This is a genomic window from Streptomyces sp. NPDC034086, from assembly GCF_055575515.1.
In genome coordinates this window covers 42,135-67,040 of the sequence record NZ_JBVISM010000007.1, presented here as the reverse complement: position 1 = coordinate 67,040, position 24,906 = coordinate 42,135, and the positions used below count along the sequence as shown (strand labels likewise).

At 72.6% G+C, this 24,906-nt stretch carries 25 protein-coding genes; 16 read left to right on the top strand and 9 right to left on the bottom strand.

The features are described 5' to 3' along the window. The first annotated feature begins 1,092 nt into the window (after nucleotides 1–1,092). A complete protein-coding gene (locus ACZ514_RS18255; protein ID WP_469125140.1) occupies nucleotides 1,093–1,977 on the top strand; it encodes a trypsin-like serine peptidase in 885 nt (294 codons plus the stop codon). A 52-nt stretch (nucleotides 1,978–2,029) separates the two neighbouring features. On the opposite strand, the gene ACZ514_RS18250 is transcribed toward ACZ514_RS18255, so the two are convergent. Then, nucleotides 2,030–2,470, bottom strand: coding sequence for an NUDIX hydrolase (locus ACZ514_RS18250; protein WP_468699849.1), 441 nt, complete (start codon nucleotides 2,468–2,470; stop codon nucleotides 2,030–2,032). A gap of 371 nt (nucleotides 2,471–2,841) precedes the next feature. Between ACZ514_RS18250 and ACZ514_RS18245 the strand changes: the two genes are divergently transcribed. The 6 genes from ACZ514_RS18245 (at nucleotide 2,842) to ACZ514_RS18220 (ending at nucleotide 10,140) form a co-directional block, all read left to right on the top strand. Beyond that, on the top strand, nucleotides 2,842–3,726 hold the full coding sequence (locus ACZ514_RS18245) for a L,D-transpeptidase family protein (protein WP_469125139.1): 885 nt from the start codon (nucleotides 2,842–2,844) through the stop codon (nucleotides 3,724–3,726). Between the two features lie 112 nt (nucleotides 3,727–3,838). Then, entirely contained in the window at nucleotides 3,839–4,786 is a 948-nt protein-coding gene (locus ACZ514_RS18240; RefSeq protein WP_468172498.1) for an LLM class F420-dependent oxidoreductase, read from the top strand. 15 nt (nucleotides 4,787–4,801) lie between these two features. After that, a complete protein-coding gene (locus tag ACZ514_RS18235) occupies nucleotides 4,802–5,599 on the top strand; it encodes an SDR family NAD(P)-dependent oxidoreductase (protein ID WP_468172496.1) in 798 nt (265 codons plus the stop codon). Between the two features lie 118 nt (nucleotides 5,600–5,717). Further along, nucleotides 5,718–6,851, top strand: a complete 1,134-nt coding sequence (locus ACZ514_RS18230; protein WP_468172785.1) for an LLM class flavin-dependent oxidoreductase — start codon at nucleotides 5,718–5,720, stop codon at nucleotides 6,849–6,851. A gap of 98 nt (nucleotides 6,852–6,949) precedes the next feature. After that, nucleotides 6,950–8,686, top strand: a complete 1,737-nt coding sequence (locus tag ACZ514_RS18225) for an N-acyl-D-amino-acid deacylase family protein (RefSeq protein WP_469125138.1) — start codon at nucleotides 6,950–6,952, stop codon at nucleotides 8,684–8,686. Further along, nucleotides 8,683–10,140, top strand: coding sequence for an aldehyde dehydrogenase family protein (locus ACZ514_RS18220; protein WP_469125137.1), 1,458 nt, complete (start codon nucleotides 8,683–8,685; stop codon nucleotides 10,138–10,140). Before ACZ514_RS18225 ends, ACZ514_RS18220 begins: the two co-directional genes overlap by 4 nt. Before the next feature lie 61 nt (nucleotides 10,141–10,201). On the opposite strand, the gene ACZ514_RS18215 is transcribed toward ACZ514_RS18220, so the two are convergent. Next, on the bottom strand, nucleotides 10,202–12,061 hold the full coding sequence (locus tag ACZ514_RS18215; protein ID WP_469125136.1) for a hypothetical protein: 1,860 nt from the start codon (nucleotides 12,059–12,061) through the stop codon (nucleotides 10,202–10,204). 354 nt (nucleotides 12,062–12,415) lie between these two features. Between ACZ514_RS18215 and ACZ514_RS18210 the strand changes: the two genes are divergently transcribed. Both ACZ514_RS18210 and ACZ514_RS18205 read left to right on the top strand, forming a co-directional pair. Beyond that, the gene (locus ACZ514_RS18210) at nucleotides 12,416–13,981 is read left to right on the top strand and encodes an APC family permease (protein ID WP_468172486.1); all 1,566 of its coding nucleotides are present in this window, start codon (nucleotides 12,416–12,418) and stop codon (nucleotides 13,979–13,981) included. A 162-nt stretch (nucleotides 13,982–14,143) separates the two neighbouring features. Beyond that, nucleotides 14,144–14,440 (top strand): hypothetical protein, encoded by a 297-nt coding sequence (locus ACZ514_RS18205; protein ID WP_468172484.1) that lies wholly within the window; start codon nucleotides 14,144–14,146, stop codon nucleotides 14,438–14,440. Nucleotides 14,441–14,453: 13 nt separating this feature from the next. On the opposite strand, the gene ACZ514_RS18200 is transcribed toward ACZ514_RS18205, so the two are convergent. Continuing rightward, nucleotides 14,454–15,032 (bottom strand): nitroreductase/quinone reductase family protein, encoded by a 579-nt coding sequence (locus tag ACZ514_RS18200; RefSeq protein ID WP_468172481.1) that lies wholly within the window; start codon nucleotides 15,030–15,032, stop codon nucleotides 14,454–14,456. Beyond that, nucleotides 15,029–15,721, bottom strand: coding sequence for an NAD(P)-dependent oxidoreductase (locus ACZ514_RS18195; protein WP_469125135.1), 693 nt, complete (start codon nucleotides 15,719–15,721; stop codon nucleotides 15,029–15,031). The genes ACZ514_RS18200 and ACZ514_RS18195 overlap by 4 nt, the downstream gene beginning before the upstream one ends. 59 nt (nucleotides 15,722–15,780) lie before the next feature. Between ACZ514_RS18195 and ACZ514_RS18190 the strand changes: the two genes are divergently transcribed. Both ACZ514_RS18190 and ACZ514_RS18185 read left to right on the top strand, forming a co-directional pair. Next, entirely contained in the window at nucleotides 15,781–16,146 is a 366-nt protein-coding gene (locus ACZ514_RS18190) for a winged helix-turn-helix transcriptional regulator (protein WP_469125134.1), read from the top strand. Nucleotides 16,147–16,725: 579 nt separating this feature from the next. Continuing rightward, nucleotides 16,726–17,220, top strand: coding sequence for a DUF5959 family protein (locus ACZ514_RS18185; protein ID WP_469125133.1), 495 nt, complete (start codon nucleotides 16,726–16,728; stop codon nucleotides 17,218–17,220). A gap of 79 nt (nucleotides 17,221–17,299) precedes the next feature. On the opposite strand, the gene ACZ514_RS18180 is transcribed toward ACZ514_RS18185, so the two are convergent. After that, the gene (locus ACZ514_RS18180; protein WP_468172508.1) at nucleotides 17,300–18,025 is read right to left on the bottom strand and encodes a DUF2625 family protein; all 726 of its coding nucleotides are present in this window, start codon (nucleotides 18,023–18,025) and stop codon (nucleotides 17,300–17,302) included. Nucleotides 18,026–18,679: 654 nt separating this feature from the next. Here ACZ514_RS18180 and ACZ514_RS18175 point away from each other — a divergent pair. Further along, nucleotides 18,680–19,189, top strand: a complete 510-nt coding sequence (locus tag ACZ514_RS18175) for a GNAT family N-acetyltransferase (RefSeq protein WP_469125132.1) — start codon at nucleotides 18,680–18,682, stop codon at nucleotides 19,187–19,189. A 26-nt stretch (nucleotides 19,190–19,215) separates the two neighbouring features. Here ACZ514_RS18175 and ACZ514_RS18170 read toward each other — a convergent pair whose 3' ends face one another. The 4 genes from ACZ514_RS18170 to ACZ514_RS18155 form a co-directional block, all read right to left on the bottom strand. After that, on the bottom strand, nucleotides 19,216–19,869 hold the full coding sequence (locus ACZ514_RS18170) for a hypothetical protein (RefSeq protein ID WP_468172514.1): 654 nt from the start codon (nucleotides 19,867–19,869) through the stop codon (nucleotides 19,216–19,218). A gap of 192 nt (nucleotides 19,870–20,061) precedes the next feature. Further along, nucleotides 20,062–20,433 (bottom strand): VOC family protein, encoded by a 372-nt coding sequence (locus tag ACZ514_RS18165; RefSeq protein WP_469125131.1) that lies wholly within the window; start codon nucleotides 20,431–20,433, stop codon nucleotides 20,062–20,064. 54 nt (nucleotides 20,434–20,487) lie between these two features. Continuing rightward, nucleotides 20,488–21,132, bottom strand: coding sequence for a dihydrofolate reductase family protein (locus ACZ514_RS18160; RefSeq protein WP_468172520.1), 645 nt, complete (start codon nucleotides 21,130–21,132; stop codon nucleotides 20,488–20,490). Between the two features lie 128 nt (nucleotides 21,133–21,260). Next, nucleotides 21,261–21,986 (bottom strand): GbsR/MarR family transcriptional regulator, encoded by a 726-nt coding sequence (locus tag ACZ514_RS18155; RefSeq protein WP_468172523.1) that lies wholly within the window; start codon nucleotides 21,984–21,986, stop codon nucleotides 21,261–21,263. Between the two features lie 230 nt (nucleotides 21,987–22,216). On the opposite strand from ACZ514_RS18155, the gene ACZ514_RS18150 reads away from it, so the two are divergent. The 4 genes from ACZ514_RS18150 to ACZ514_RS18135 all read left to right on the top strand — a co-directional run. Further along, on the top strand, nucleotides 22,217–22,888 hold the full coding sequence (locus ACZ514_RS18150) for a DUF4097 family beta strand repeat-containing protein (protein WP_469125130.1): 672 nt from the start codon (nucleotides 22,217–22,219) through the stop codon (nucleotides 22,886–22,888). A 54-nt stretch (nucleotides 22,889–22,942) separates the two neighbouring features. Then, nucleotides 22,943–23,278, top strand: coding sequence for a hypothetical protein (locus ACZ514_RS18145; protein WP_468699861.1), 336 nt, complete (start codon nucleotides 22,943–22,945; stop codon nucleotides 23,276–23,278). Nucleotides 23,279–23,349: 71 nt separating this feature from the next. Beyond that, nucleotides 23,350–23,856, top strand: coding sequence for a DinB family protein (locus tag ACZ514_RS18140; RefSeq protein WP_468172533.1), 507 nt, complete (start codon nucleotides 23,350–23,352; stop codon nucleotides 23,854–23,856). A gap of 164 nt (nucleotides 23,857–24,020) precedes the next feature. Continuing rightward, nucleotides 24,021–24,906 (top strand): PLL family lectin (locus ACZ514_RS18135; RefSeq protein ID WP_469125129.1); only part of this gene is annotated, 886 nt, incomplete at its 3' end.

The following is a 24,906-nucleotide window of genomic DNA, read 5'->3' as shown; positions in this document are numbered from 1 at the left end:
ACGCGTCAGATCGCTACGCGCTCCCCATGGCATAGCGTCCGGCCCGCGTCATGGGCTGATACCTGCACCACATGACGATCAGAGCCCCGTCCGGGAGCGGTCAGCGCGTCAGATCGCTACGCGCTTCCGCCCAGCAGGCGCCTGCGGCCCCGCCTGTGGTCATGCGGCCCACCAGGGGCCAGGCTTATCCCTTTTGCCCTCATTTGGCGACCATGGGCGAGACCTGAAGGGTCTCTGTCGGAGTCTGCCGTTGAAGAAGACAACGCCACACTCCGACAGACGGTCGAAAGACCCGCGAAAGGCCCCCGGAGCGTCGCATTCACCCCTCAAAGCACCCCTGGCACCCCTCGGGCTTCCGTCTCGAGGCCTCTCAGCCCCAGACGGCCATCAGCCGCCGAGAAATGGGAAGCGTGTAGCGATCTCACGCGCTTACCGCTCCCCCATGGGGCTCTGATCGACATGTGGTGCAGGTATCGGCCCAGGGCGGCGGCCGGACGCTAAGCCAGGAGGAGCGCGTAGCGATCTGACGCGCCCACCGCTCCCCGATGGGGCTCTGATCGTCATTTCGTGCAGGTGTCAGCCCCGGACGGTCGTCGGACGCTATGCCACGGGGAGCGCGTAGCGATCTGACGCGTCCGGGTGGATGGCCGGGGGTCTTTGGGGGCCCGCATGCAGGTCACGGTCAGGGCCCGGCCTACCCCGTCTCATCGCTGATACGGGAGTCCTTCTCCTCTGGACCGTCCCGTTTCTTTGGGGGGTTCTCGGCAGTCCTTGTCTTTCCGGGGCGGGACGGTCGGTCAAGGGTGGCCGAAGGCCATCGCGTAGCGACGCGACGAAGGAGCGCCCTTGAGGGACCGGCCCGACACGGAAGGACGATGGGACTGACGGGAAACCCCCAAACCGACTGTGACACCGCCCCGCCAAGACTCCGCCCCCGGATCCCGCCCCGCCCACCTCGTAGGCCCGCGCCGCGACGGTTGCCGGGCGCTCCGGCGGGCGCCGGCCGCCTCCGGCGGTATCCGGCCAGGTTGGTTCCCGCCAACCCCGGCCCGCCCGGGCCTCCGGCCTTGCCCTTCGGTGCACCCCCAAGGCATGCTCGCACGGGCGAAGCGGGAGGGGATCATGGCGGTGGACAAGCGGTCCGTGGTGACGGCGGTGCTGTGTGCGTTGGCGGCGCTGGGCGCCTCTGCGGCGGTGGCCGAGTTGGCTCCGCCGCCCGAGGGGACCGCTCCCGTGCGGGCCAAGTCGGCCCTGCCCTCGGCGTCACCGACCGGGCCGTCACGGCCGCAGGGGTCCAAGCCGCAGCTCGCCACGCCGCCGCCGGCCGCCACGTCGCCGGCCGCCGCCAACCCCCGGCCCGGCGGGACCGCCGCGTTCACCGGCGCCCTCTTCACCGGGGGCCTCGACGGTGAGCACTTCTGCACCGCGACCGTGGTGCGCAGCCCCGGCAAGAACCTGATCGTCACCGCCGGCCACTGCCTGATGGAGGGCAAGCAGACCGGGGGCGCCGGCGCCGTCTTCGTTCCCGGGTACGTGAACGGATCGGCCCCCTACGGAGTGTGGAAGCTCGAGGAGGTCTACGAGGACGAGCGCTGGGCCGAGGGCACCGACGACGACTACGACCTCGCCTTCGCCCGTCTCGCCCCCGACGACAAGGGCCGTGCCATCGAGGACGTCACCGGCGGCGCGCCGCTGGACACATCCGGCCGCGCGGGCGAGGAGGTCACGGTGACGGGCTACCCCGCCGACCGCAAGGTTCCGCGTACCTGCACGGCGGTCGCCGTGCGCACCGGCGAGCGGGAGCAGCGCTTCGACTGCGCCGACTTCCCCGGCGGCACCAGCGGCAGTGCCTGGATCGGCCGTGACGGGAAGATCATCGGCATCCTGACCGGCGGGGACACGGACGACGTCTCCACGAGCACCGTCCTCGGCGACTACGCGGCCAGGCTCTACGCGCGGGCCACCGCCCGGCGCTGAGCCGGCCGGCGGCCGGCCCGGTCGGCCCGGCCGGCCGGGTCTGGGGTGCGGTTCAGGCGACGAGCCCCAGGTGCACCGGCTCGGCGGGGGTGCGGGCGAGGAGCTCGGGCAGGCGCGGCGGCCAGAGCGGTTCACCGAGACCGGCCAGGCGTTCCGGGGAGAGCCACTGCCAGTGGATGCCGGGGGCTTCGAGCACCGGCTCGCGGCGGGGGCCGGTGGTGACGTAGATGTGCTCGTGCTGGCGGACCGGGATGCCCTGGTGGGTGAAGTCGTGCTCCCAGGTGCACAGCAGCCGCTGCGGCTCGAGGTCGGTCCAGCCGGTCTCCTCGCGCAGCTCGCGCCGCACGCATTCCTCCGGGGTCTCTCCCGGGTCCATGCCGCCGCCCGGGGGCAGCCAGTGGATGCCGACTTCGACGTTGTTCTCGCGGAACAGGAACACCGATCCGCTGGGGGAGAGGACGACAATGCGGGCTGCCTGGCGCGGAGTTCTCATCAGATCAGGGTAAGTCGGGCGGTACCGGGGCGGGAGGGGTCGGAGGAGCCCCGCATCCCCGGAGTGCCAGACCCCCGCCCCCGCCCCCGCCCCCGACCCCCGCCCCCGCCCCCGCCCCCCCCCGCCCCCGACCCCGGCCCGGTGCTCCGTCCGTCGGCGCGGCGGTTCCGCTTCGGCTTCCGGAGCCGGCCGTGAGCCCGGGCCCCGCCGCCCCCGCGCCGGGGGCGTCCGGCACCGGCCCGCCGGCACCGGCCCGCCGGCACCGGCCCGCCGGCGGAGCCCGGCGGCGGCGTCCGCCGTGCCGCGCCGCACGGCGGGCGGGGCCCCGCCGTTCGCGGGGAATGATGATCACCTGATGTACCTTCGGGTGGATGAGCAAGCACGCCCGAGCCGGCTCCCGCTTCCGGACCGGTGGCCGTACGCCGTCCCGTACGGGCCCCCGCGCGGCCGAACGCCGACGTTCCGCTTCGGCCGGCCGTCCGCCGAAGGCCCTGATCGCCGTGGCCGTCCTCGGCCTGCTGGCCTTCGCCGCCGGCTGGGTGCACGCCCTGCACGAGCAGCCCGGCGCGCCCGTCCCGGCGGCCCGTTCGGACGCCCGGCCCCAGGCCGCCCCCGCGCAGGCCGCCCCCGCCCACGCCACCCGCGGCACCCCCCGCGCGGACGCGCTCCACGGCCTCCCGGCGTCCCTCAGCGCGGCGACCCGTGCCCGGATCCCGGCGAACGCCCGCCAGCTGGTGCTGGTCACCGGCCGGGCGAAGGACTCCTCGGACTCCACCGTCACCTTCTTCCGGCGGACCGCCCCGGGCGCCGACTGGACCGCCGCCGGGCACTGGCCGGCCCGCAACGGCGCCAAGGGCTGGTCCACCGAGCGGGAGTACGGGGACCTGACCTCCCCGCAGGGCGTGTTCTCCCTGACCGACGCGGGAGGGCTGCTGCCGGCCCCGCCCGGCACGAAACTGCCGTACGACCAGGACCAGGGCTTCGTCCCGTCGGGCCGGGGCGTGAACGGCGAGTCCCTGGACGGTTCCTTCGACTACGTCGTGGCCATCGACTACAACCGCCGCAAGGGGGTCTCCCCGCTCGACCCGGAAATGCCGGAGGGCGAGGACAAGGGCGGCAACATCTGGCTCCACGTGGACCACGACGGCCCCTCCCAGGGCTGCGTCGGCCTCCCCAGGGAGGCGATGAAGCAGCTGCTGCGGACCCTGGACCCGGCGGCGAAGCCGGTCATCGCCATGGGCCCGGCCGGGTTCTGAGCCCGCCCGCGCCCGGAGCCGCACGCACCCTTGCCTGACGGACCGTCAGCTACCACGATGGTCCGGCACCGCACGACGAACCGGCGGCATACGAAGGCGAGGCGGGCCCGGTATGGCACGCGTGTTTCCGGAAGGCCGGCTGGCGTACGGGATGCAGCTCCCGGTCCAGTCGCAGAGCACCCTCTACGCCGAGCCCTGGGAGGCCTCGGCCGGCGCGGCCGACCTCGCCGAGGTGGCCCGCGCCGCCGACCGGGCGGGCTTCGGGTACGTGGCCACCTGTGACCACGTGGCCGTCCCGCGCCGCCTCGCCGGCCCCATGGGCACCGTCTGGTACGACCCGGTGGCCACCCTCGCCTTCCTGGCGGGGATCACCCGGCGGGTGCGGCTGCTGAGCCACGTCGCGATCGTCGGCCTGCGCCACCCCCTGGTCACCGCCAAGCAGTACGCCACCCTCGACCACCTCTCCGGGGGCCGGCTGGTCCTCGGGGTGGGGGCCGGGCACGTCCAGGAGGAGTTCGAGGTGCTCGGCGTCGGCTTCGAGCGCCGGGGCGCGCTCCTCGACGAGAGCCTGGACGCCCTGCGCGCCGCACTGGGCCCCGAGGAGTACCCGGAGTTCGAGGGGGAGCGGTTCTCCTTCCGCGACCTGGGGCAGCTGCCCCGGCCCGCGCAGGCGCGGATCCCCGTCTGGGTCGGCGGTTCCTCGCCGGCCGCCGTCCGCCGGGCCGCCGTGCGCGGCGACGGCTGGCTGCCGCAGGGGGACCCGCGCGAGCGGATCCCGGGGCAGGTCGCCCGGATCCGCGAGCTGCGGGAGGCGGCCGGGGCCCGGGGGCCCTTCGAGGTCGGGGCGATCACCGAGCCGCTGTACGTGGGCGAGCCGGGCTGGGACACCGGCCGCCGGACCCTGACCGGCAAGGCGGAGGCGCTCGCCGCGTCCCTGCGGGAGTACCGGGCGCTGGGCGTGGACCAGATACAGGTCCGCTTCCGCAGCCGCGACCGCGCCGAACTCGTGGACCAGATGACCGCCTTCGGGGCCGAGGTGGCCCCGCTCCTCAACGACTAGCGAGCAGGGGGAACCATGGGCAAGCTGGACGGTCGCGTGGTCGTCATCACCGGGGCGGCGCGCGGCCAGGGGGAGCAGGAGGCCCGCCTCTTCGCCGCCGAGGGCGCGCGGGTGCTGCTGGGCGACGTGCTGGACGAGCGGGGCGCCGCCGTCGCCGGGGAGATCGCCGCGGAGGCGGGCGGCGACCGGGTGCGGTACGTACGGCTGGACGTGAGCCGGGAGGAGGACTGGGCGGCCGCCGCGGCGGTGGCGAAGGACGTCTTCGGCCGGGTGGACGGGCTGGTGAACAATGCGGGCATCCTGCGGTTCAACGAGCTGGCCTCGACCCCGCTGGAGGAGTTCCGCCAGCTGATCGAGGTCAACCAGATCGGGGCCTTCCTGGGCATCAGGACGTTCGCCCCGGAGATCGCGGCGGCCGGCGGCGGGACCATCGTCAACACCTCCTCCTGCACCGGCCTGACGGGCATGGCGTACGTGGGCGCGTACGCGGCGACCAAGGCCGCGGTCCTGGGCCTGACGCGGGTGGCCGCGCTGGAGCTGGCCGCGGAGAACATCCGGGTGAACGCCATGTGCCCGGGCGCGGTGGACACCCCGATGGCGAACCCGGGGCTGCTGGACCCGGCCGGGGCGGGCGGCGGGGCCGGGGAGGCGATGGCCGGGCTGTACGAGCGGGTGGTCCCGCTGGGCCGGGTGGGACGGCCGGAGGAGATCGCGAAGCTGGCGCTCTTCCTGACCGGCGAGGACTCCTCCTACATCACGGGCCAGCCGTTCGTGGTGGACGGCGGCTGGACGGCCGGGGTGAGCGTCCTCTGACGGATCTGACGGTACGTCAGATCGGGTGTGCGGCTCTCTTGACGGTCCCGCCCCGGCGGTGGAACAGTCGGACCATCGAATCTGACGTAACGTCAGAAACCTAAGGACGGTGACCCCCTTGGAATTCGGGCTCTTCGTGCAGGGATACGTGCCCGAGGCGCGGTCCAAGGTCGACCCCGAGGCGGAGCACAAGGCGCTGCTCGAGGAGACCCGGTACGTCATCCAGGCCGACACGTCCGGCTTCAAGTACGCCTGGGCCTCGGAGCACCACTTCCTGGAGGAGTACTCCCACCTCTCCGCCAACGAGGTCTTCCTCGGCTACCTCGCCGCCGCCACCGAACGCATCCACCTCGGCTCCGGCATCTTCAACCCGCTCGCCCCGGTCAACCACCCGGTCAAGGTGGCCGAGAAGGTCACCATGCTCGACCACCTCTCCGAGGGCCGCTTCGAGTTCGGCACCGGACGCGGCGCGGGCAGCCACGAGATCCTCGGCTTCCTGCCCGGCATCACGGACATGAACCACACCAAGGAGATCTGGGAGGAGACCATCGCGGAGTTCCCCAAGATGTTCCTCCAGGAGGAGTACGAGGGCTTCCAGGGCAAGCACTGGTCACTGCCGCCGCGCAAGATATTCCCCAAGCCGTACGGCAAGGCCCACCCGGCCATGTGGTACGCCGCCGGCTCCCCCTCCTCGTACGCGATGGCGGCGAAGAAGGGCCTCGGCGTGCTGGGTTTCAGCGTCCAGAAGGTCTCCGACATGGAATGGGTCCTGGAGCAGTACAAGACGGCGATCCAGGAGGCGAAGGCGATCGGGGCCTTCGTGAACGACAACGTGATGGTCACCTCGACCGCGATCTGCGCCGAGACGCACGACAAGGCGGTGGAGATCGCGGTCAACGCGAACATGAACCGCTTCCAGTCGCTGGTCTTCCGCTACCACGACACCTTCCCGCGGCCGGAAGCGATCCCGCAGTGGCCCGAGACCCTGCCGGAGTACAACGCGGAGATCATCGAGCTGCTCATCGCGGAGGAGCTGCTGATCTGCGGCGACCCGTCGGAGGTCCGGGCCCAGTGCGAGCGCTGGGAGCGGGCGGGCGCGGACCAGCTGTCCTTCGGACTGCCGACGGGCGTCTCGTACGAGGACACGATGACGACGATCAAGCTGATCGGCGAACACGTCATCCCCCACATCGACACCGATCCCGTCCACCGCACGACCCGCTTCCGCGAGTCCGCTGCCCCGACGTCCTGACGCGCCGTACGGAGGAAGGGCGGGCAGGGGACGGCCCCGCGGGGCCGGCGACCCGGCCGCCGGGACAGGGAGCACGCCACACCAGGAGGGGAACCGTCATGCTCGACCACCTCATCCGCGGCGCGACCGTCGTCGACGGCACCGGCGCCCCCGCGTACACCGCGGACGTCGGCATCGAGGGCGGCCGGATCGCCCTCGTCGCGGCACCCGGCACCGAGGCGGAGGCCCGCACCACCGAGGACGCCACCGGCCTCGTCCTCACACCCGGCTTCATCGACCCGCACACCCACTACGACGCCCAGCTGTTCTGGGACCCCTACGCCACCCCCTCCATGAACCACGGCGTCACCACCGTCGCCGGCGGCAACTGCGGTTTCACCCTCGCCCCCCTCAACCCCGCCCGCCCCGAGGACGCCGACTACACCCGCCGCATGATGAGCAAGGTCGAGGGCATGGCGCTGGCGGCCCTCGAGGAAGGCGTCGACTGGACCTGGTCCGGCTTCGGCGAATACCTCGACGCCCTCGAAGGCCGCATCGCCGTCAACGCCGGCTTCATGGTCGGCCACTGCGCCCTGCGCCGCCACGTCATGGGCGAGGACGCCGTCGGCGGACAGCCCACCCCCGAGCAGCTGCGGCAGATGACCGGCCTCCTCCACGAGGCCATGGCCGCCGGCGCCTGGGGTCTGTCCACCACCCAGTCCTCCACCCACTCCGACGGCGCCGGCGCCCCCGTGGCCTCCCGGCACGCGGAACCCGCGGAGCTCCTCGCCCTCTCCCGCGCCGTCGGCGAACACGAGGGCACCCAGCTCGAAGCCATCGTCGCCGGCTGCCTCGACCAGTTCTCCGACGACGAGATCGACCTCCTCGTCGCCATGAGCGCCGCCGCCGGCCGGCCCCTCAACTGGAACGTCCTCACCATCGACGCCGCCGTCCCCGAACGCGTCCCGCGCCAGCTGGTCCCCAGCGAACGCGCCCGCAGGGCCGGCGGCCGGATCGTCGCGCTGACCATGCCGATCCTCACCCCCATGAACATGTCCCTCGGCACGTTCTGCGCCCTCAACCTCATCCCCGGCTGGGGCGAGGTCCTCGCCCTGCCCGTCCCCGAGCGGATCACGCGGCTGCGCGACCCCGGCGTCCGCGCCGCGATGCTGCGCCGCGCCGACAGCAGGGAGGCGGGCGTCTTCCGGCGCCTGGCCGACTTCGGCCGCTACGTCATCGGTGACACGTACAGCAAGGAGAACGCGAACCTCTCCGGACGGGTCGTCGGCGACATCGCAGCCGAGCGCGGACAGGACCCCTTCCAGTGCCTCGTCGAGATCTGCGCCAACGACGAGCTGCGCACCGTCCTGTGGCCCATGCCCACCGACAACGACCCCGCCAGCTGGGCCCTGCGCGCCGACACCTGGCAGCACGAGGACGTCATGCTCGGCGGCTCGGACGCCGGCGCGCACCTGGACCGCATGTGCGGGGCCCCGTACACGACCCGCTTCCTCGGCGACTGCCTGCGCGGCCGCAGGCTGGTGCCGCTGGAGCGGGCGGTACGGATGCTCACCGACGACCCGGCCCGGCTGTTCGGGCTGCGCGAACGCGGCCGGATCGCCGAGGGCTTCCACGCGGACCTGGTCCTCTTCGACCCCGGGCGGATCGACGCGGGCCCCGCGACCCTCGTCCACGACCTGCCCGGGGGCAGCCCGCGGCTGGACGCGCGGGCGGTCGGCGTGGTCTCCGTACGCGTCAACGGCGTGGAGACCCTCCGCGACGACCGGGTGACGGGCGCGGTCCCCGGGACCGTGCTCCGGTCCGGCCGCGACACGAGGACGGTGAGCACCCGGTGACGCGCCTCTACATCGGCGGCGAGTGGGTCGAGCCCGACGGCGGCCACTACGAGGTGATCGACCCGGCCGACGAGTCCGTGGTGGGCCTGGCCCCCGAGGCCTCGCGCGCCCAGGTCGAGGAGGCGGCCCGCGCCGCGGCCGGGGCCTTCGGCGCGTGGTCGCGTACGCCCCCCGAGGAGCGCGCGGCGGTCCTCGACCGCGCGGCGGACGTCATGCGGCGCGAGTTCGAACCGTGGGCGGCCCTCGCCCGGGCGGAGACGGGCGCCCCCACGGGCATCGCGCGCGGGATGCAGGTCGGCGTCGGGGTGTCCCGCTTCCGGCGCTACGCCAGGGGCGCCCTGGAACCGGTGGAGAGGGGACTCCCGCCCCAGGTCACCGAGGCGGGGCCGATGGGCGCGGCGAGCGTGCTCGGCGCGCTGGAGGTGCGCCAGCCGGTCGGCGTGGTCGCCTGCATCACCTCGTACAACAACCCGTGGGCGAACGCGGCGGGCAAGGTCGCCCCGGCCCTGGCCATGGGCAACACGGTGGTGGTCAAGCCGGCGCCGCAGGACCCGCTGTCGGTGTTCAGGATGGCCGGGGCGCTGCACGAGGCGGGGGTCCCGGCCGGAGTGGTGAACGTGGTCTCGGGGACCTCGGTGGAGGTCGGCGAGGCGGCGGTGGACTCCCCGTACGTGGACATGGTGTCCTTCACCGGCTCCACCGGCGTCGGGCAGCGCATCGCCGAGGTCTGCGGGCGGTCCATGAAGCGGCAGCTGATGGAGCTCGGCGGCAAGGGCGCGGCGATCGTCCTCCAGGACGCCGACCTCGACGCGGCGGTGCGGGGGATCGGCACCACCTTCTCCTTCTACAGCGGCCAGATCTGTACCGCGCCCACCCGGGTGATCGTCCACCGCTCGGTGTACGAGCCGCTGGTGGAGAAGCTGCGCGGCTACCTGGCGTTCATGAGGGTCGGCGACCCGAGGGAGCGGGACACGGTCGTCGGCCCGGTGATCTCGGCGGCGCACCGCGACCGCGTGGAGTCGTACGTGGAGCTGGGCCGCAAGGAGGGCGCGCGGCTCGCGTACGGCGGGCAGCGCCCGGTGGTCGGCGACGGCCGCGGCTTCTACGTGGCGCCGACGCTGCTGGTGGACTGCACCAGCGACATGCGGGTGGTGCGGGAGGAGATCTTCGGGCCGGTCGTGGTGGTGGTCCCGTTCGACGGGGACGAGGAGGAGGCGGTCCGGCTGGCGAACGACAGCGACTTCGGGCTGCTGAGCTACGTGTGGTCCGCGGACGTCGCCCGCGCCTTCCGGGTGGCGCGGGCGCTGCGCTCGGGCGGGGTCGGGATCAACACGGTCGGCCGCAACATGGAGGCCCCGTTCGGCGGGTTCAAACGGTCGGGGGTCGGACGGGACGTGGGCTCGTACGCGCTGCACGCGTACAGCGAGGTGCAGTCGCTGGTCTGGACGGCCTGAGCCGGCCCCCGGGGGCCCGGGCCCGCCGTCCCCGGGGCCGCGGCCCCGGGGACGGCTCGGCCTACTCGTGCTGTTGCCAGGTGTAGCCGAGGGACTCGGCCAGCTCCCGGTCCCCGCCCACCACCGTCGCGTACGTCCTGGGGTCCGTGTTCTCCAGCCGGTGCACCGCCGCTTCGGCCTGCGCCCGGGCGGGGCGGCCGTCGTCGGGCAGCCGCCACTCGAAGACCAGGCCCGGGCGGTTCCCCCCTTCCGGTCCGGGTGTGGCCGGTGCGGGTGTGTGGAGGAAGATCACCCGCACGGTGTCCGGATCGCGCCAGCCGGTGGCGGCCCGCATCCGCCGGATGTCCCAGCGGGCCGCCAGCCCGGGCCGTTCCCGCAGGGCCGCCGTGATCCGCCGGGCGGTGCAGCGGGCCGGCCAGGACCAGGAGTGGTCCGCCCGGGCCCGCCGGACCTCCGCTTCGTAGGCGGCGGCGTCGAAGCGCAGGTCGGGCGGGGGCGGTCCGGCCGCCCCGCGCCAGCCGTCCCAGACGACCTCGTCGCCCTCGCGGCGGACCGTCACGTACAGGGCGCCGCAGCACCCCTCGGTGCAGTCCGCCTCGGAGAGCTGCACCTCGCGCGGCTCGGGCCCGGCGCACAGGGCGCCGCCGTCCAGCAGGTACTCGGGCGGGTGGGCCGGGCCCTTGCCGAAGAGGGCCGGTACGAGGGGCCGGCCGTCGACGAGGATCCGCGTCTCGACGGCGGCGGATCCGGCGGGGTCCTCGGCCACCACCTCGATGCGGAGGGGCGAGGGGGAGGCGGGGGTGCGGAAGGGGCGCAGCCGGTTGCGGCGGAGCCAGTCGGCGCGGCGGGGGTCGTCCGCCCCGCAGGGCGGGGCGGCCGCCCGCAGCCGCCGTTCGAGGAGGGCGAGCTGTGCTTCCCGTTCCCCGGCCGGCCAGTCGAGCAGTGCGCCGGGGCCGCTGTGCAGGTCGAGGGCGAGGGAGAGCAGGAGGGCCTGGTGGCCGAGGTCCGGGGCCGGCCGGTCCGCCCGGGCGATCACCGTGCGGTACGCCTCCACCGCCGGGCCGTAGTCGAGGAGCTCGGCCCGGGCCTCGCGCTGCCCGGCCATGGCGTGCAGCAGCCGCCCGGCGGCCGTGACCAGCCCGGTGTCGTCGGGGCGGGCGCGCAGCAGTGCGTCGAGGCGGGCGGCCTCCGCGATCCGCCGGGCCTGCCAGCGGACCACCGCCTGCCGCTCCGGGGAGGTGGTGAGGGCGACGAGCGCGTCCCGTACGGACGTGCCGCCGGGCCCGGCCGGTCCGGCCGGCGCGCTCCCGCCGTGGCGGGCTTCGTGGGCCGCGACCGCCTGGATGAACGGGGTGAGCCCCTCGTCGCGGCTGCGGCCGGCCAGCGACAGCAGGGCGGCCGCCTGCCGGTCGAGGGGGTCGAGCGCGGCCGCGGCCGGAGACCGCAGCCCGGACAGCAGTCCGAGGGCCTTGAGGCAGGGCACGTCCTCGGGTTCCCCGAGGCGGATCAGCAGGGCCAGGCCGACGCCGACGGCGGCGGGGCTGGTTCCGGTGTGGGTCAGCCTCCGGGCGGTGCGCCGGGCGGCCGGCCCGTCGGCCAGCGGCAGCAGGGTGACGGCCGCGCGGACGGTGCGGTCCGGGAGCCGGAGCCGGGCGACCGCGAGGTGGACGGCTTCGGCGGCCCGCACCGGGTCAGGGTCGGCGAGCGGCGCGGCGAGGACGGCGGCGACTTCCTCCCGGGCCTGGTTCCAGCGGAGTCCGGGGCGGGAGGGGGGTGGCGGCGGGCCGTCGGGGCCAGGGGGCGGGAAGGCGTAGCCGCGGCGGGGGAAGCCGCCGTCGGGGTCGACGCCCTGACGGAACAGGGCGTAGTCGTACAGGGAGGGTCCGGGAGTGAGCGGCTTCCGCTCGTCGCGGGCGCTCAACGGGCGGGGTGGGACTCGATTCCGTAGGTCATGCCGGCAGCCTGCCAGCCGTGGTCACGGGCCGTCCAGCGGTTTTCACCCCACGCAGTCGTTTGGGGGCCTGCGGGCGGTTCCGGAGTGGCCGAAAATTGCCACGGGAAAGTTTTGAAACGGACATAACGGGTACTCCTGCGGTTTCCGCATTCTGGAACTCTCGTCTCGTCGCCTCTTGAATCGCGGATGGGTGCGCGAGGGAACCTTGTATTGCGAGTTCATGAACCGAATCGATCTTGCCAATCGAAGGAGTTAAGGCCTGTGCATTACCGGACTTAAGTCTTCCGGATGAGGAAACCGCAGCATCTAACGTCCTGACCCATGACACAGCTGGACACGCGGCCTCAGGTCGGAGACACGGTAAGCGGCGTCGCCGAGGGCGGCGCCGGAGTTCGCGGCAAGGGCCTCGGAAAGGGCTCGGTCGGACTGGTGGGCAGCGCCGTCATCGGCATCTCCACCGTCGCCCCCGTCTACTGCCTGACCTCCACCCTCGGCTCCACCGCCGGCGAGGTCGGCGTCCAGATGCCGGCGGTCTTCCTGGCCGGCTTCCTCCCGATGCTCCTCGTGGCCTTCGCCTACCGGGAGCTCAACAAGGCCGTGCCGGACTGCGGCACCTCGTTCACCTGGACCGTCAAGGCCTTCGGCCCCCGGATCGGCTGGATGTGCGGATGGGGCCTGGTGATCGCCACGATCATCGTGCTCTCCAACCTCGCCGGCGTCGCCACCTCCTACTTCTGGCTGCTGGCCGGCGAGATCACCGGCAACCCGTCGGTCGCCGCCCTGGACGGCAACAAGCTCGTCCACATCACCACCTGCCTGACGCTGATCGCCGTCGCGACCGCCATCAGCTACCGCGGCATGACCGCCACCAAGGGCGTCCAGTACGCCCTGGTCGGCCTCCAGCTCGCCGTACTGGTGATCTTCGTCGCGATGGCCCTCCAGAAGGCCTCCGCCGGCACCTTCGACACCGGCCTGGACTTCTCCTGGCAGTGGATGAACCCCTTCGCGGTCGAGTCCATGGCGGCCTTCACCGCCGGACTCTCCCTCTCGATCTTCATGTACTGGGGCTGGGACGCCTGCCTGGCCACCAACGAGGAGACCACCGGCTCCGCCAAGACCCCCGGCCGCGCCTCCCTCATCGCGATGGTCGTCCTGGTCGGCTCCTACCTGGCCACCGGCATCGCCGCCCAGATGGCCGTCGGCTCCGGCGCCGAGGGACTCGGCCTCGGCAACGAGGAGACCTCCGGCAACGTCTTCGCCGCCCTCGCCGGCCCCGTCATGGGCCCCGCGCTCGGCATCCTGCTCTTCGTCGCGGTGCTCGCCTCCGCCGCCGCCTCGCTCCAGACCACCTTCATCCCGGTGGCGCGCACCGTCCTGGCCATGGCCGCGTACGAGGCGCTGCCGCCCTCGTACGCCGAGGTCCACCCGAAGTTCAAGACCCCGGGCCGCGCCACCGTCATGGCGGGCATCGCGACCGGCGCCTTCTACACGGTGATGACCCTGGTCAGCGAGAACGTCCTCACCGACACGATCTTCGCGCTCGGCCTGATGATCTGCTTCTACTACTCCCTGACCGCCTTCGCCTGCGCCTGGTACTTCCGCGGCGACCTGCGCCGCTCCGCGCGGGACCTGTTCTTCAAGGGCGTCTTCCCGGTCCTGGGCGGCCTCCTCCTCGCCGCGGTCTTCTGCAAGACCCTGGTGGACGCGTGGGACCCCGCGTACGGCTCCGGATCCGACGTGCTCGGCGTCGGCAGCGTCTTCGTCATCGGCGTCGGCCTGCTGGCCCTGGGCCTGGTCATCATGTTCGTCACCGAGCGCCGCAGCCCGGCCTTCTTCCGCGGCGAGGTCCTGACGAAGTCCACGCCGGCCCTGGTGGTGCAGGACTGACCACCGGCCCCGCATCTCCGCTGTGTCATCGCCGTCGGCCCCGGATCGATCCCCCGATCCGGGGCCGACGGCGTACCCGGGGCCGGGTCATCCGATGCGCGGAACGGGCGGGGCCGGGGGTGACCCGGGATGCCGGGTGTCGTTGGGCGGGGCATGAAGGCAATGAAGCGCACCCTTTCCCTCCTGGCCCTCACCGGCGGGGCCGCACTCGCACTCACCCCCCTCACCGCGCACGCCGCCGACGGCGCCGACGGGGCCACCCTCGGAGGACAGCCGCCCCTCAAGCGCGTCGTCGACATCGTCGACCACCCCGGCCAGGCCGTGACGGACGCCAAGACCGCCATCGCCGTGACCGGCGCCGCCGCCGACAGCGCGACGAAGTCCACCCACACCTCCCTCGCGGGAGCCGGCGACGCCCTGGACACGGGCGTACCGGACGCGCCGAAGGTGAAGGGCTAGCCGGGCGGCTCCCTCAGCCGGCGGGCGTCACCAGGACCAGCGGGATCTTCCGCGTCGTGGCGTCGCGGTAGGCCGCGTACGAGGGCATCGCGGCCACCACCGCCGGCCACAGCCGCTCCTCCTCCGCCGGGCTCGCGCGACGGGCGAGCGCCGGGAAGGCGTCGCCGCCGACCTGGAGGGTGACGGCCGGGTCGGCCGACAGGTTCAGATACCAGGCGGGGTGGCGGTCACCGCCCGCGTTCGACGCCGTCAGGACGTACGCATCCCCGTCGCGCACGTACACCAGCGCCGTCCGCCGCAGCAGGCCCGAGCGGCGCCCCCGTGTGGTCAGCAGCAGGTCAGGGATCCCGGGGCGGGGACGGCCGGCGGTCTCCTCGAAGCGCCGGATGTGCTCGGCCACCCAGGGGTCGGGGCTGTCGGTCACCCCGGCGGGCGGGGCGCCGGGCGGGGCGGCGGCGCCGCTTTCCGTCTGCGGGTCGGCGGGCGGGGCGGGGACGCCGCTTTCCGTCTGCGGGTCGGCGGGCGGGGCGGGGACGCCGCTTTCCGTCTGCGGGTCGGCGGCGCCGCTTTCCGTCTGCGGGTCCGGGTTCATGCCGCCGCCCGCGCGACACCCGCGTGGACCGCCCGCAGGGTCGGGGCCGTGGCCTCGTCCAGGACCGCCGCGGCGAAGTCCGCCGGCGTGATCCGGCTGTCCGCCTCGGCGGGGGCGTACGCGTAGCCGCCCCACGGGGTGCCGTCGTGGTCGAAGTCCCCGGCCGGGGACAGCACGGCCCAGTCCAGGGCCGCCGGCGCGGCGGCCCGCAGCGCCTCGGTGCCGGCGCCGTGGGCGACGTAGAACTCCCGCCACTCCTGGGGGTACCCGGGGGTGTCCATCAGCGGGGTCCCGTCCGCCGTCGGCAGTACGGAGGCCAGCCCGACGGAGACCAGCCGCCGCACCCCCGCCCGCCCGAGGCCCTCCGCCATCGCCCGCGCCACGGCCGGGAAGAACTCCCTGGGCGCCGCCTGGGCGTCGTACACCGACACCACCGCCGCGTCGTGCCCCGAGGCGAGCCGCGCCACGTCCGCCGCCGAGGTCACCTCCCCGTCGGCCCGCCCCACGGCCGTCACCTCGACCCCGCGCGCCCGCGCCACGGCGACCACGGCCCGGCCGACGCGCCCCGTGGCGCCGAACACGATGAGGCGGGTGGGGGTGGGGGTGGGCGCCGATGCGGGTGCGGGGTCGTGGGTGGGTGCGGAGGCGGGGGTGGAGGGCTCGTTGCCGTGCCGGTGCTCGTTCGTCATGCCGGTGAGCGTACGGACGGGGGTGGTTACCGATCGGATACCGGCCTACGGTGGTGATCATGACGCAGCCGCCCCTGAACCCCGAGATGTTCGACCCCGTCTGCCCCTCGACGCTGGTGCCGATCCGCGTCGGCGACAAGTGGGCCGCGCTGATCCTGCGCTGCCTGGAGGGCGGTCCGCGCCGCTTCTCGGAGCTCAAGGTGCCCCTGCGGGGGATCACCGCCAAGTCCCTGACGCAGTCCCTGCGCGGGCTGGAGCGCGATGGCTTCGTCGTACGGCAGGAGCCCGGCGGCTACACCCTCACCCCGCTCGGCCATGGCCTGCTGGGGCCGCTGGACGCGGCGTGCGAGTGGACGCGGGAGCACTGGGACGAACTCATCGACGCCCGGGAGGCGGGACTGTCGGCCCAGGCGGCGCGGAGCTAGGGCGGCACGGCGTGGGGGAGTGGCGGGGTGCTGCTGGGCCGCCTCACAGCTGGTTTGGGGGTTTCCCGTCAGTCCCATCGTCCTTCCGTGTCGGGCCGGTCCCTCAAGGGCGCTCCTTCGTCGCGTCGCTGCGCGATGGCCTTCGGCCACCCTTGACCGACCGTCCCGCCCCGGAAAGACAAGGACTGCCGAGAACCCCCCAAAGAAACGGGACGGTCCAGAGGGGAAGCACTCCCGCATCAGCGATGAGGCGGGGCGGGCGGGCCCTGACCGTGACCTGCATGCGGGCCCCCAGAGACCCTCGGCGGGCCACCGGACGCGTCAGATCGCTACGCGCTCCCCCTGGCTTAGCGTCCGGCGACCGTCCGGGGCTGATACCTGCACGAAATGACGATCAGAGCACCATCCGGGACCGGTGGGCGCGTCAGATCGCTACGCGCCCCTCTCGGCTTAGCGTCCAGCCCGCGTCCGGGGCTGATACCTGCACGAAATGTCGATCAGAGCCCCTTTCGGGAGCGGTGGGGCGCGTCAGATCGCTACGCGCTCCTCTCGGCCTAGAACTCCTGCGGGAATGCCTGCATGATGACGGTGATCGTCTTGGGTGCGGGAGGGCGGATGGTTGCGGGCTCCGGCGCGGACCTGATCCACATGGTCGCTGGGGACAACAGGGTCCAGGTGCGCGTACTGGGCCGTCACAGGCCCGGGGAGACTCCGTACAACGACTACCTCGACGCCGAGATCGTCGTTTCAAGTGGCTTCGTCAACGGGCGCCTTGAACTGTGTCTGTCGCCGGAAGATCTGGACGACTGGTCCGCCGCCCTCGATGAGCTTGCCGTCGGCCGGGGCATTCGGTGGCTCCGGACCAATGAGATCCAGATCGAGATCGACCGGCGGTTCTCGGTACCTGTTCCCATCGTCACCGTGCAGGACGACGAGTCCGTCTCGTCGGCCCGCGTCTGGCTGGATGTGGGACACGGCTGGGTCGAAGAACTGCGCGACCGGTACGACCTGGTCCGGCGGACCTGGCCGAACGAGGTCGTGACGGTGCCTCGGTCACGAAGCTTCTGGCCGTAGACGGGCCAGACGTCGCCGACAGATCAGCGTACGGGCGAGGATGACCGCGCCGACACATCAGGACGGACAGCCAAGCCGGTTATACGTCCCCCAGGAACCCAGGATCGGACGGCCCCATCTGCCGGGCGAAGTCCGCCGCGACCCCCAGCACTTCACGCATCGGAACGGGCCGCCGACTCGTGGCCGCGAGGTCGGCGTGCGCTTCCTCGGACCACAGGAACGGATACACGGAAAGCCCCTGCCCGGAGGGCAGTGCTGCGGCCTCCTCACGCCAGCCGGGCCAGCGCATTCCGTCGTAGAACGTCTCCAGCCCGCCCGAGAGCAGCCAGGCGACCCACCCGGAGTGGCCCATCTCCATCGCCTCCCACTCCAGGGTGTCGGGAGCGAAGTACGTCATCTGCCCAGGTGCCCCGGGGCGGCCGGCGGCGGCGGGATCGCCACCGTTCAACGCGAAGACCCCTCCCACGACGTCATGGCCGACGACAAGACCCGTCGCGGGACGCCAGCTGGGTTCGAGGTCCGTGGGAAAGCGGTTGACCTGCGCCAGACTCGGGAACCGCCCCTCCGCGACCGAACCCCCGCCGAACACGCGCAGCCACCCGTTGTCCACGAGCAGCCCGCCGGTGCTCAGCGCCAGCGCACCCAGCATCGATCGTGCGCTGACCTGCATCTGGAGAAGGCATCGACGGCCTTCGTTGATGTCTCCGGGCAGCACGTGAACCGGCACGGAGGCCGCCCTGAGAATCCCCTGAAGCTCCGGCCACGCCGGGTCATCCACATTGACCAGCTCATCGATCCCTCGCATCCGACGATGGTCGCACCCGGCCGAGCAGCCGGTTGAACAGGTGCCGCAGGGCCCGCCTGTGCCATTCCCCTCCTGCCCGGCGCCCCCGGTACCCCGCCCCCCGCTCACCGCTCCCCGCTCCCGAATGGGGCCCTCATCGACATGTCGTGCAGGTATCAGCCCCCGACGGCGGCCGGACGCTATGCCAGGAGGAGCGCGTAGCGATCTGACGCGCCCACCGTTCCCCGATGGGGCTCTGATCGTCATTTCGTGCAGGGATCGGCCCCGGACGGTCGTCGGACGCTAAGCCGGGAGGAGCGCGTAGCGATCTGGTGCGTGGGGGTGGACCGCCGAGGGTCTTTGGGGGCCCGCATGGGGACACGGGCGACGCCCGGTTGCCCCGTCTCATCGCTGATACGGGAGTCCTTCTCCTCTGGACCGTCCCGTTTCTTTGGGGGGTTCTCGGCAGTCTTTCGGCTTTCCGGGGCGGGACGGTCGGTCAAGGGTGGCCGAAGGCCATCGCGTAGCGACGCGACGAAGGAGCGCCCTTGAGGGACCGGCCCGACACGGAAGGACGATGGGACTGACGGGAAACCCCCAAACCCGCCCTGATACCGCCCCGCCGAAACCCCGCCCCCCGAGCCCCCACCCCCGCCCCCCCCGCATACTCGGTCCGTGATCACTCCCGAGACCCTCCGTACCGCACGGCTGGACCTGTTGCCGCTGCGGGTCGAGCACGCCGACGAGATGGCCCGTGTGCTCTCCGATCCCGCCCTGCACGCCTTCATCGGCGGCGAACCCGAGGACGTCGGGGCGCTGCGGGTGCGTTACGCACGCTGGTGCGCGGGGTCGCCGGATCCGGCCGTCTCCTGGTGCAACTGGGTGGTGCGGCTCCGTGAGGAGGGGTGCCTGGCCGGTACGGTCCAGGCGACGGTCGGGGACGGCACGGCCGAGGTCTCCTGGGTGGTGGGGGTCCCCTGGCAGGGGCGCGGTGTCGCCGCCGAGGCGGCGCGGGGGCTCGTGGCGTGGCTCCGGGAGCGGGGGGCGGGTACGGTCATCGCCCACGTGCACCCCGACCACCGGGCCTCCGCCGCCGTCGCCGCCGCGGCCGGCCTCGCGCCCACCGGCCAGTGGCGGGACGGCGAGGTCCGGTGGCAGCTGCCGCAGGCCCAGGGGCGTTCGTAGGTCCCCTCGTCAGCCGTGGCAGCAGCTCAGGGGTTGATCCCGAAGTCCTGGCGGGTGGTGTTGGCGGCGCCGGGGCTGTGGATGTTGCTGCTGGTGGAGATGTTGTTGAACAGCGGGAGAATGCCGTTGAGGTTGATCGGCAGGATGGACCCGCCGCCCCCGCCACCGCCGCCCCCGTTGCCGCAGCCGCCGCCGGTGATGGTGGTGGGGTCACTCGCACTGCCGGCCGGAGAGCCCCCTACGAAGAGCTGGGCGACGTTGGTCACGGAGCACGGGGCGTCGGCCGCGATGGCGACCCTCACGAAGATCTCGATGCCTTGACCGGGTGCCAGTTGGCTACCGGCGCAGTCGACGACCCTTCCGTCCTCCAAGAGGGAACACGAGACGGGGTTGCCGTCGCCTCCCACCGGTCCCCCCTCCGCCGATACGGCGGTGAGTCCTGCCGGAAGCGTGTCCCTGACGGTCGTTCCGCCGGAAGGCGTCTCGTCGCCGGTGTTCGTGACGGTGATGGTGTAAGTGCCCTGCCCGCCCCGGGTGAAAGGGTCGGAATGCGTCTTTGCGATCTCAAGTCGGGGCTGGGCGTAGGCCGGGGTGCTTCCCCCGCAGATCGGCAGGACGATGCCCAGTCCAAGGGTCGTGAGAAGGGCGGGGATCCTTCGGCTGGACGTGCGCGTGACCATGGGGTCTGCTCCTGTCGTGGTGCGGAATCGTCATGACACGGTTCGGGCTGCGCAGGCCCAGCCCAGGGGAAGCCTGCACGGTGGAACCGCCGGCGGACCGCTTCGTCGTCGCTGCGTCGGCCAATTCACTCGATCGCCACCCGTGCCCCGACCTGACGCCGAGGTCTCCCGCCCTACGGCCTCGGCGTCAGGTCAGCCCCGTTCGGCGGCGCTGCGTTCCACGCAGAACTCGTTGCCCTCCGGGTCCGCCATGGTCACCCAGCCCGTCCCGTCGGGCTTGCGGTGGTCGCCGACGACGGTGGCGCCCAGGCCCGTCAGCCGTTCCACCTCCTCGTCCCGTGAGCGGTCCTGCGGCTGGAGGTCCAGGTGCAGACGGTTCTTGACCGTCTTGCCCTCGGGCACCCGGATGAACAGCAGCCCGGCGCCGTCGGTTTCGACCAGGACCTCCGGGTCGCCGGGGAAGGCGCCGTCGCCCAGCTTGCCGTCGATCGCGGCGATCCAGAACTGGGCGAGGGCGTAGGGGTCGGAACAGTCGATGGTCACGTGTCGTACGAGAGAAGCCATGGCGGCACTATCGATCACCGTCCTGCCGGTGTCCACGGCCCGGACCCGCAGAAGTCACCTGCGCCAGAACAGGTGGTGCGTCACTCCGCTCGGGCTGGGGACGACCTCCAGGTGGAAGCGGTCGAGCAGTTCGTCGGGGGACTTCCACAGCCGTGAACCGGATCCCAGCTCCATCGGGGAGACCGCCACGTGGAGGGTGTCGACGAGGTCGGCGTCGAGGAACTCGCGGATGGTGGTGGCCCCGCCGCCGAGCCGTACGTCCTTGCCCCGCGCGGCTTCCTTCGCCCGTGCGAGGACGGTGGCGGGGTCGGCGTCCACGAAGTGGAACGTCGTGTCGGAGAGCGTGAACGAGGGCCGCGTGTGGTGGGTCATGACGAACACGGGCGTGTGGAAGGGTGGTTCGTCGCCCCACCAGCCCTGCCAGTCGTGGTTCTCCCAGGGGCCCCGCTGCGGGCCGAACTTGTTGCGGCCCATGATCTCGGCGCCGATGTTGTGGGAGAAGTCGCGGGTGAAGTAGTCGTCGAGGCCGCGGCTGCCCCCGGGCTCGGTGCGGTTCGGCCAGCTGGCCGTGGCGCCGGCCCAGGCGAACATGGCCCCGGGGTCGGCGTCGCCGAAGGGCCGTTCGAGGCTCTGGTTGTCACCGGCACCGTATCCGTCCCGCGAGACGTTGAAGTTCTGCACTCTCAGCAGCTGCACCACGGTTCCTCCTCCGTTGTCGGCCGTCGGCCGTCGACTGTCGACGGCGATGAGGGAGACTGCCCCGGCCGGCGGAACTCATCGGCCGTCCGCCCGTCGTTCCCTCCACCGGCCCAGGGGCGGCGCGGCCGTCAGGACGTCGGGCCGGATTTCGTGTGGAGGACCTCGCGGGCCTGGTCCGCCGCGCGGACGATGCTCTCGGAGACGAAGTCGACGAAGCGGCCGATGTTCTCCAGGCGGGTCGCGGCGGGGGTGTCGCGGCCGAGGACGCCGACGCCCTTGCGCGCGGTCTCGGCGAGGAGGGCCGTGGAGCGGGCGCTGGCCATCATCGACTCGTACCAGACGTCGTCGTCGACGACGTAGCGCTCGCGGCGGCGTCCGTCGCGTTCGCGGCGGACGAGGCCCTGGCCCTCCAGCAGCGCGACCGCCTTCGAGACGGACCCCGCGCTGACCTGGAGCCGCTGGACGAGTTCGGACGCGGTGAGGGTGCCGCTGTCGGCGGTGTACAGGGAGACCAGGACGCGGGCCGTCATCTTGGGCAGGCCCGACTGCATCAGGACGGTCGTGAACGTCTCCTCGTACGCGCGGACCGCCTCCGGGTCGCGACCGTGGGGCAGTGCGGGGGCCTGCGGGCCCCTGGACGCGGCTGCCTGCTTGCGGCGGTGGGTGCGGTGTTCGGTGGCGCGCTGGGCGAGGTCGGCGCGGTATCCGGCGGGGCCGCCGTTGCGCATCACCTCGCGGGTGACGGTCGAGGTGGGGCGGTCGAGACGTCTGGCGATCTCGGCGTAGGCGAGGCCGTCGGCCACCCCCAGCGCGATCTGCTGGCGTTCCTGCGGGGTGAGCCTGCCTCCCGGCATCGCGGTCTCCTTCGTCGTCCCCGTTGCTCCTGACGGCCCCAGCGTAGCGTTCAGTTCTGGACTGTTGCAACGGAGTCCTGAGCTGCGTTGCGTTGTATTCAGAAGCGGTGCAACGATATTGCTGCTCTGACCTGCGATGATGAGCATGTTGTGCAACGGGTGTGTTGCCTGGATGGTGAACGATCCGTAGCGTTCAGGTCATCGGAAACGATGAACCCGAAGGAAAAGACATGCAGAAGTTCCAGACCGCCGCCCCGATCACCACCGTCCTCGACGTCCCGGCCGGGCACATCCGCTTCATCGCCGCCGACCGCGGCGACACCACGGTCGAGGTCCGGCCGGCGGACGCCTCCAAGGGCCGTGACGTGAAGGCCGCCGAGCAGACCACCGTCAGGTTCCAGGACGGCGTCCTGCGGATCAGCACCCCCTCCGGGAAGCAGGCGTTCGGGCCCGCCGGCTCCGTCGAGGTCACCGTCCAGCTCCCGGCCGGCTCCCGCGTCGAGGCCAGGACCGCCAGCGCCGAGTTCCGGGGCGTCGGCCGCCTCGGCGAGGTCACCCTCGACAGCGACCACGGCACCGTCAAGCTCGACGAGACCGCCGGTGTCCGCCTCACCCTCGCCGCCGGCGACATCGCCATCGGCCGCCTGGGCGGCTCCGCCGACATCCGCACCCAGAAGGGGGACCTGACCATCGCCGAGGCCACCGGCGGCACCGTCAGCTTGCGCACCGAGCACGGTGACATCTCCGTCGGCGCGGCCCGCGGCGTCTCCGCCTGCCTCGACGCCGGCACCTCCTACGGCCGCATCAGCAACTCCCTCGCCAACTCCGAAGGCGCCGGTGCCGCCCTCACCATCCGGGCCACCACCGCCTACGGCGACATCACGGCCCTCAGCGCCGCCTGACCGCCCGCGAAAAGCAGGTGCGGCGGCCGACGGGAGCCGCCTAGCTTGGGCCGGGTGAGCAGCGACTATCCCTTCGCCGACGGGTACAACCTCGTCTGGGATCTGACCGGATTCGGAACGGACGAAGAGATAGTCGAGTCCGTCTCCCTCTCCCGGGACCAGTTCCTGAAGATCAGGCACCTCTTCGCGCTGGGCGACGATCCCTGGATGGTGGCCGGCGAGTACCGCGTCGCGCCGGGCGTCTGGGGGCACGTACGCGACACCGTGCCGGGTGTCCGGTTCCAGCGCGACTCCGACTACTTCCTCGGCGCCCGTCAGGCCCTGCCTGACGGGCGCTTCTGGCGTCCGGCCCCGGGCGTGGCGGCGCCGGGACCGATCCCGCCGCCCTAGGGTCCGGCGGAGCCGGGGTCCGGCGGTAATCCCCTCGACAGCGGGCGCGGTGATCGGGGACGCTTCGCGCGATGACAAGAATCGATGACACTCCGCCCGCGTGGGACGAGCGCACGCAGCTCATCACGTTCCTCGACTACGCACGGGAAACCGCCCGCGCCAAGTGCGCCGGCGTCTCCCCGGAGAACGCGCGCAAGGCGCTGCTGCCGGGCTCACCGCTGATGACCGTGAGCGGAGTGATCAACCACCTGCGCTGGGTCGAGTACTACTGGTTCCAGGTGGTCTTCCTCGGCGAGGAGGACCTGGCCCCCATGACGGACGAGGACCCCGACCGCGAGATGCGGATCGCAGTCGACTTCCCGCTCCCGCAGTTGCTCGACGAGTACGCGGAGCAGAGTGCCCGTTACCGCGAACTGGTCGCCGCGACCGGCCTGGACCAGCGGGCCCGGGGAACCATCCGCAACGGCCTCCACGTCGACCTGCGCTGGATCCTCCTCCACCTCACCGAGGAGACGGCCCGCCACAACGGCCACCTGGACATCCTGCGCGAGATGCTCGACGGCACGACCGGCCGGTAGGCCGGTGGCGGCGGGGCCGCTCCCGCCCGGCGGGCGAGCCCGCGCCGCATGCGGCATCGTGGTGGGTGGGGGCAGCGGCTTTCCGACGGGCCGCGGACTCGGCGAGGGGAACGGTGGGTGGGCCTTCCCCTGTGATGGATTCGCCAACCTTGAGGAGGGACGACATGTCCCGGAGCCACCCGAGCACGCGCTGGGTCCTCGCGATCACGGCGGTCTGGCTGCTCCTTCTGGCGGGAAGCCCCTTCGCGCGTGCCGTGACGAACATCCAGTCGACCGACGGGGCGACGGGCATCAGCACCGTGTCCCAGCGGGACGGCCACCTGGACGTCTTCTGGGTAGGACCGGACGGCTCCGTCAGGTCGAACTGGTGGGACGGTGACCCGAAGGGGGCCTGGGCCAGACACAAGCCGTTCAGCATCACCCCACCGAACAGTGCCGCCCTGAATTCGGGCGTAGCCGCGGTGTCCCAGCGGGACGGCCACCTCGACGTCTTCTGGATCGGACCCGACGGCTCGGTCCGGTCCCACTGGTGGGACAGCGGTGAGAACGGTGCCTGGTCCACGCACGGCCAGTTCAACATCGCACCGCCGAACAGCGCCGCCCCGAACTCGGCCATCAGCGCGGTGTCCCAGCGGGACGGTCACCTGGACGTCTTCTGGGTGGGCCCCGACGGCTCGGTCCGGTCTCACTGGTGGGACAGCGGTGAGAACGGTGCCTGGTCCACGCACGGTCAGTTCAGCATCACTCCGCCGAACAGTGCGGCCTTGAACGGGGGTATCTCCTCGGTCTCGCAGCGGGACGGCCATCTGGACGTCTTCTGGGTCGGCCCTGACGGGACGGTCCGGTCTCACTGGTGGGACAGCGGTGCGAAGGGTGCTTGGTCGACTCACGGTCAGTTCAGCATCACTCCGCCGAACAGTGCGGCCTTGAACGCGGGTATCTCCTCGGTCTCGCAGCGGGACGGCCATCTGGACGTCTTCTGGGTCGGTCCCGATGGGACGGTCCGGTCTCACTGGTGGGACAGCGGTGCGAAGGGTGCCTGGTCGACTC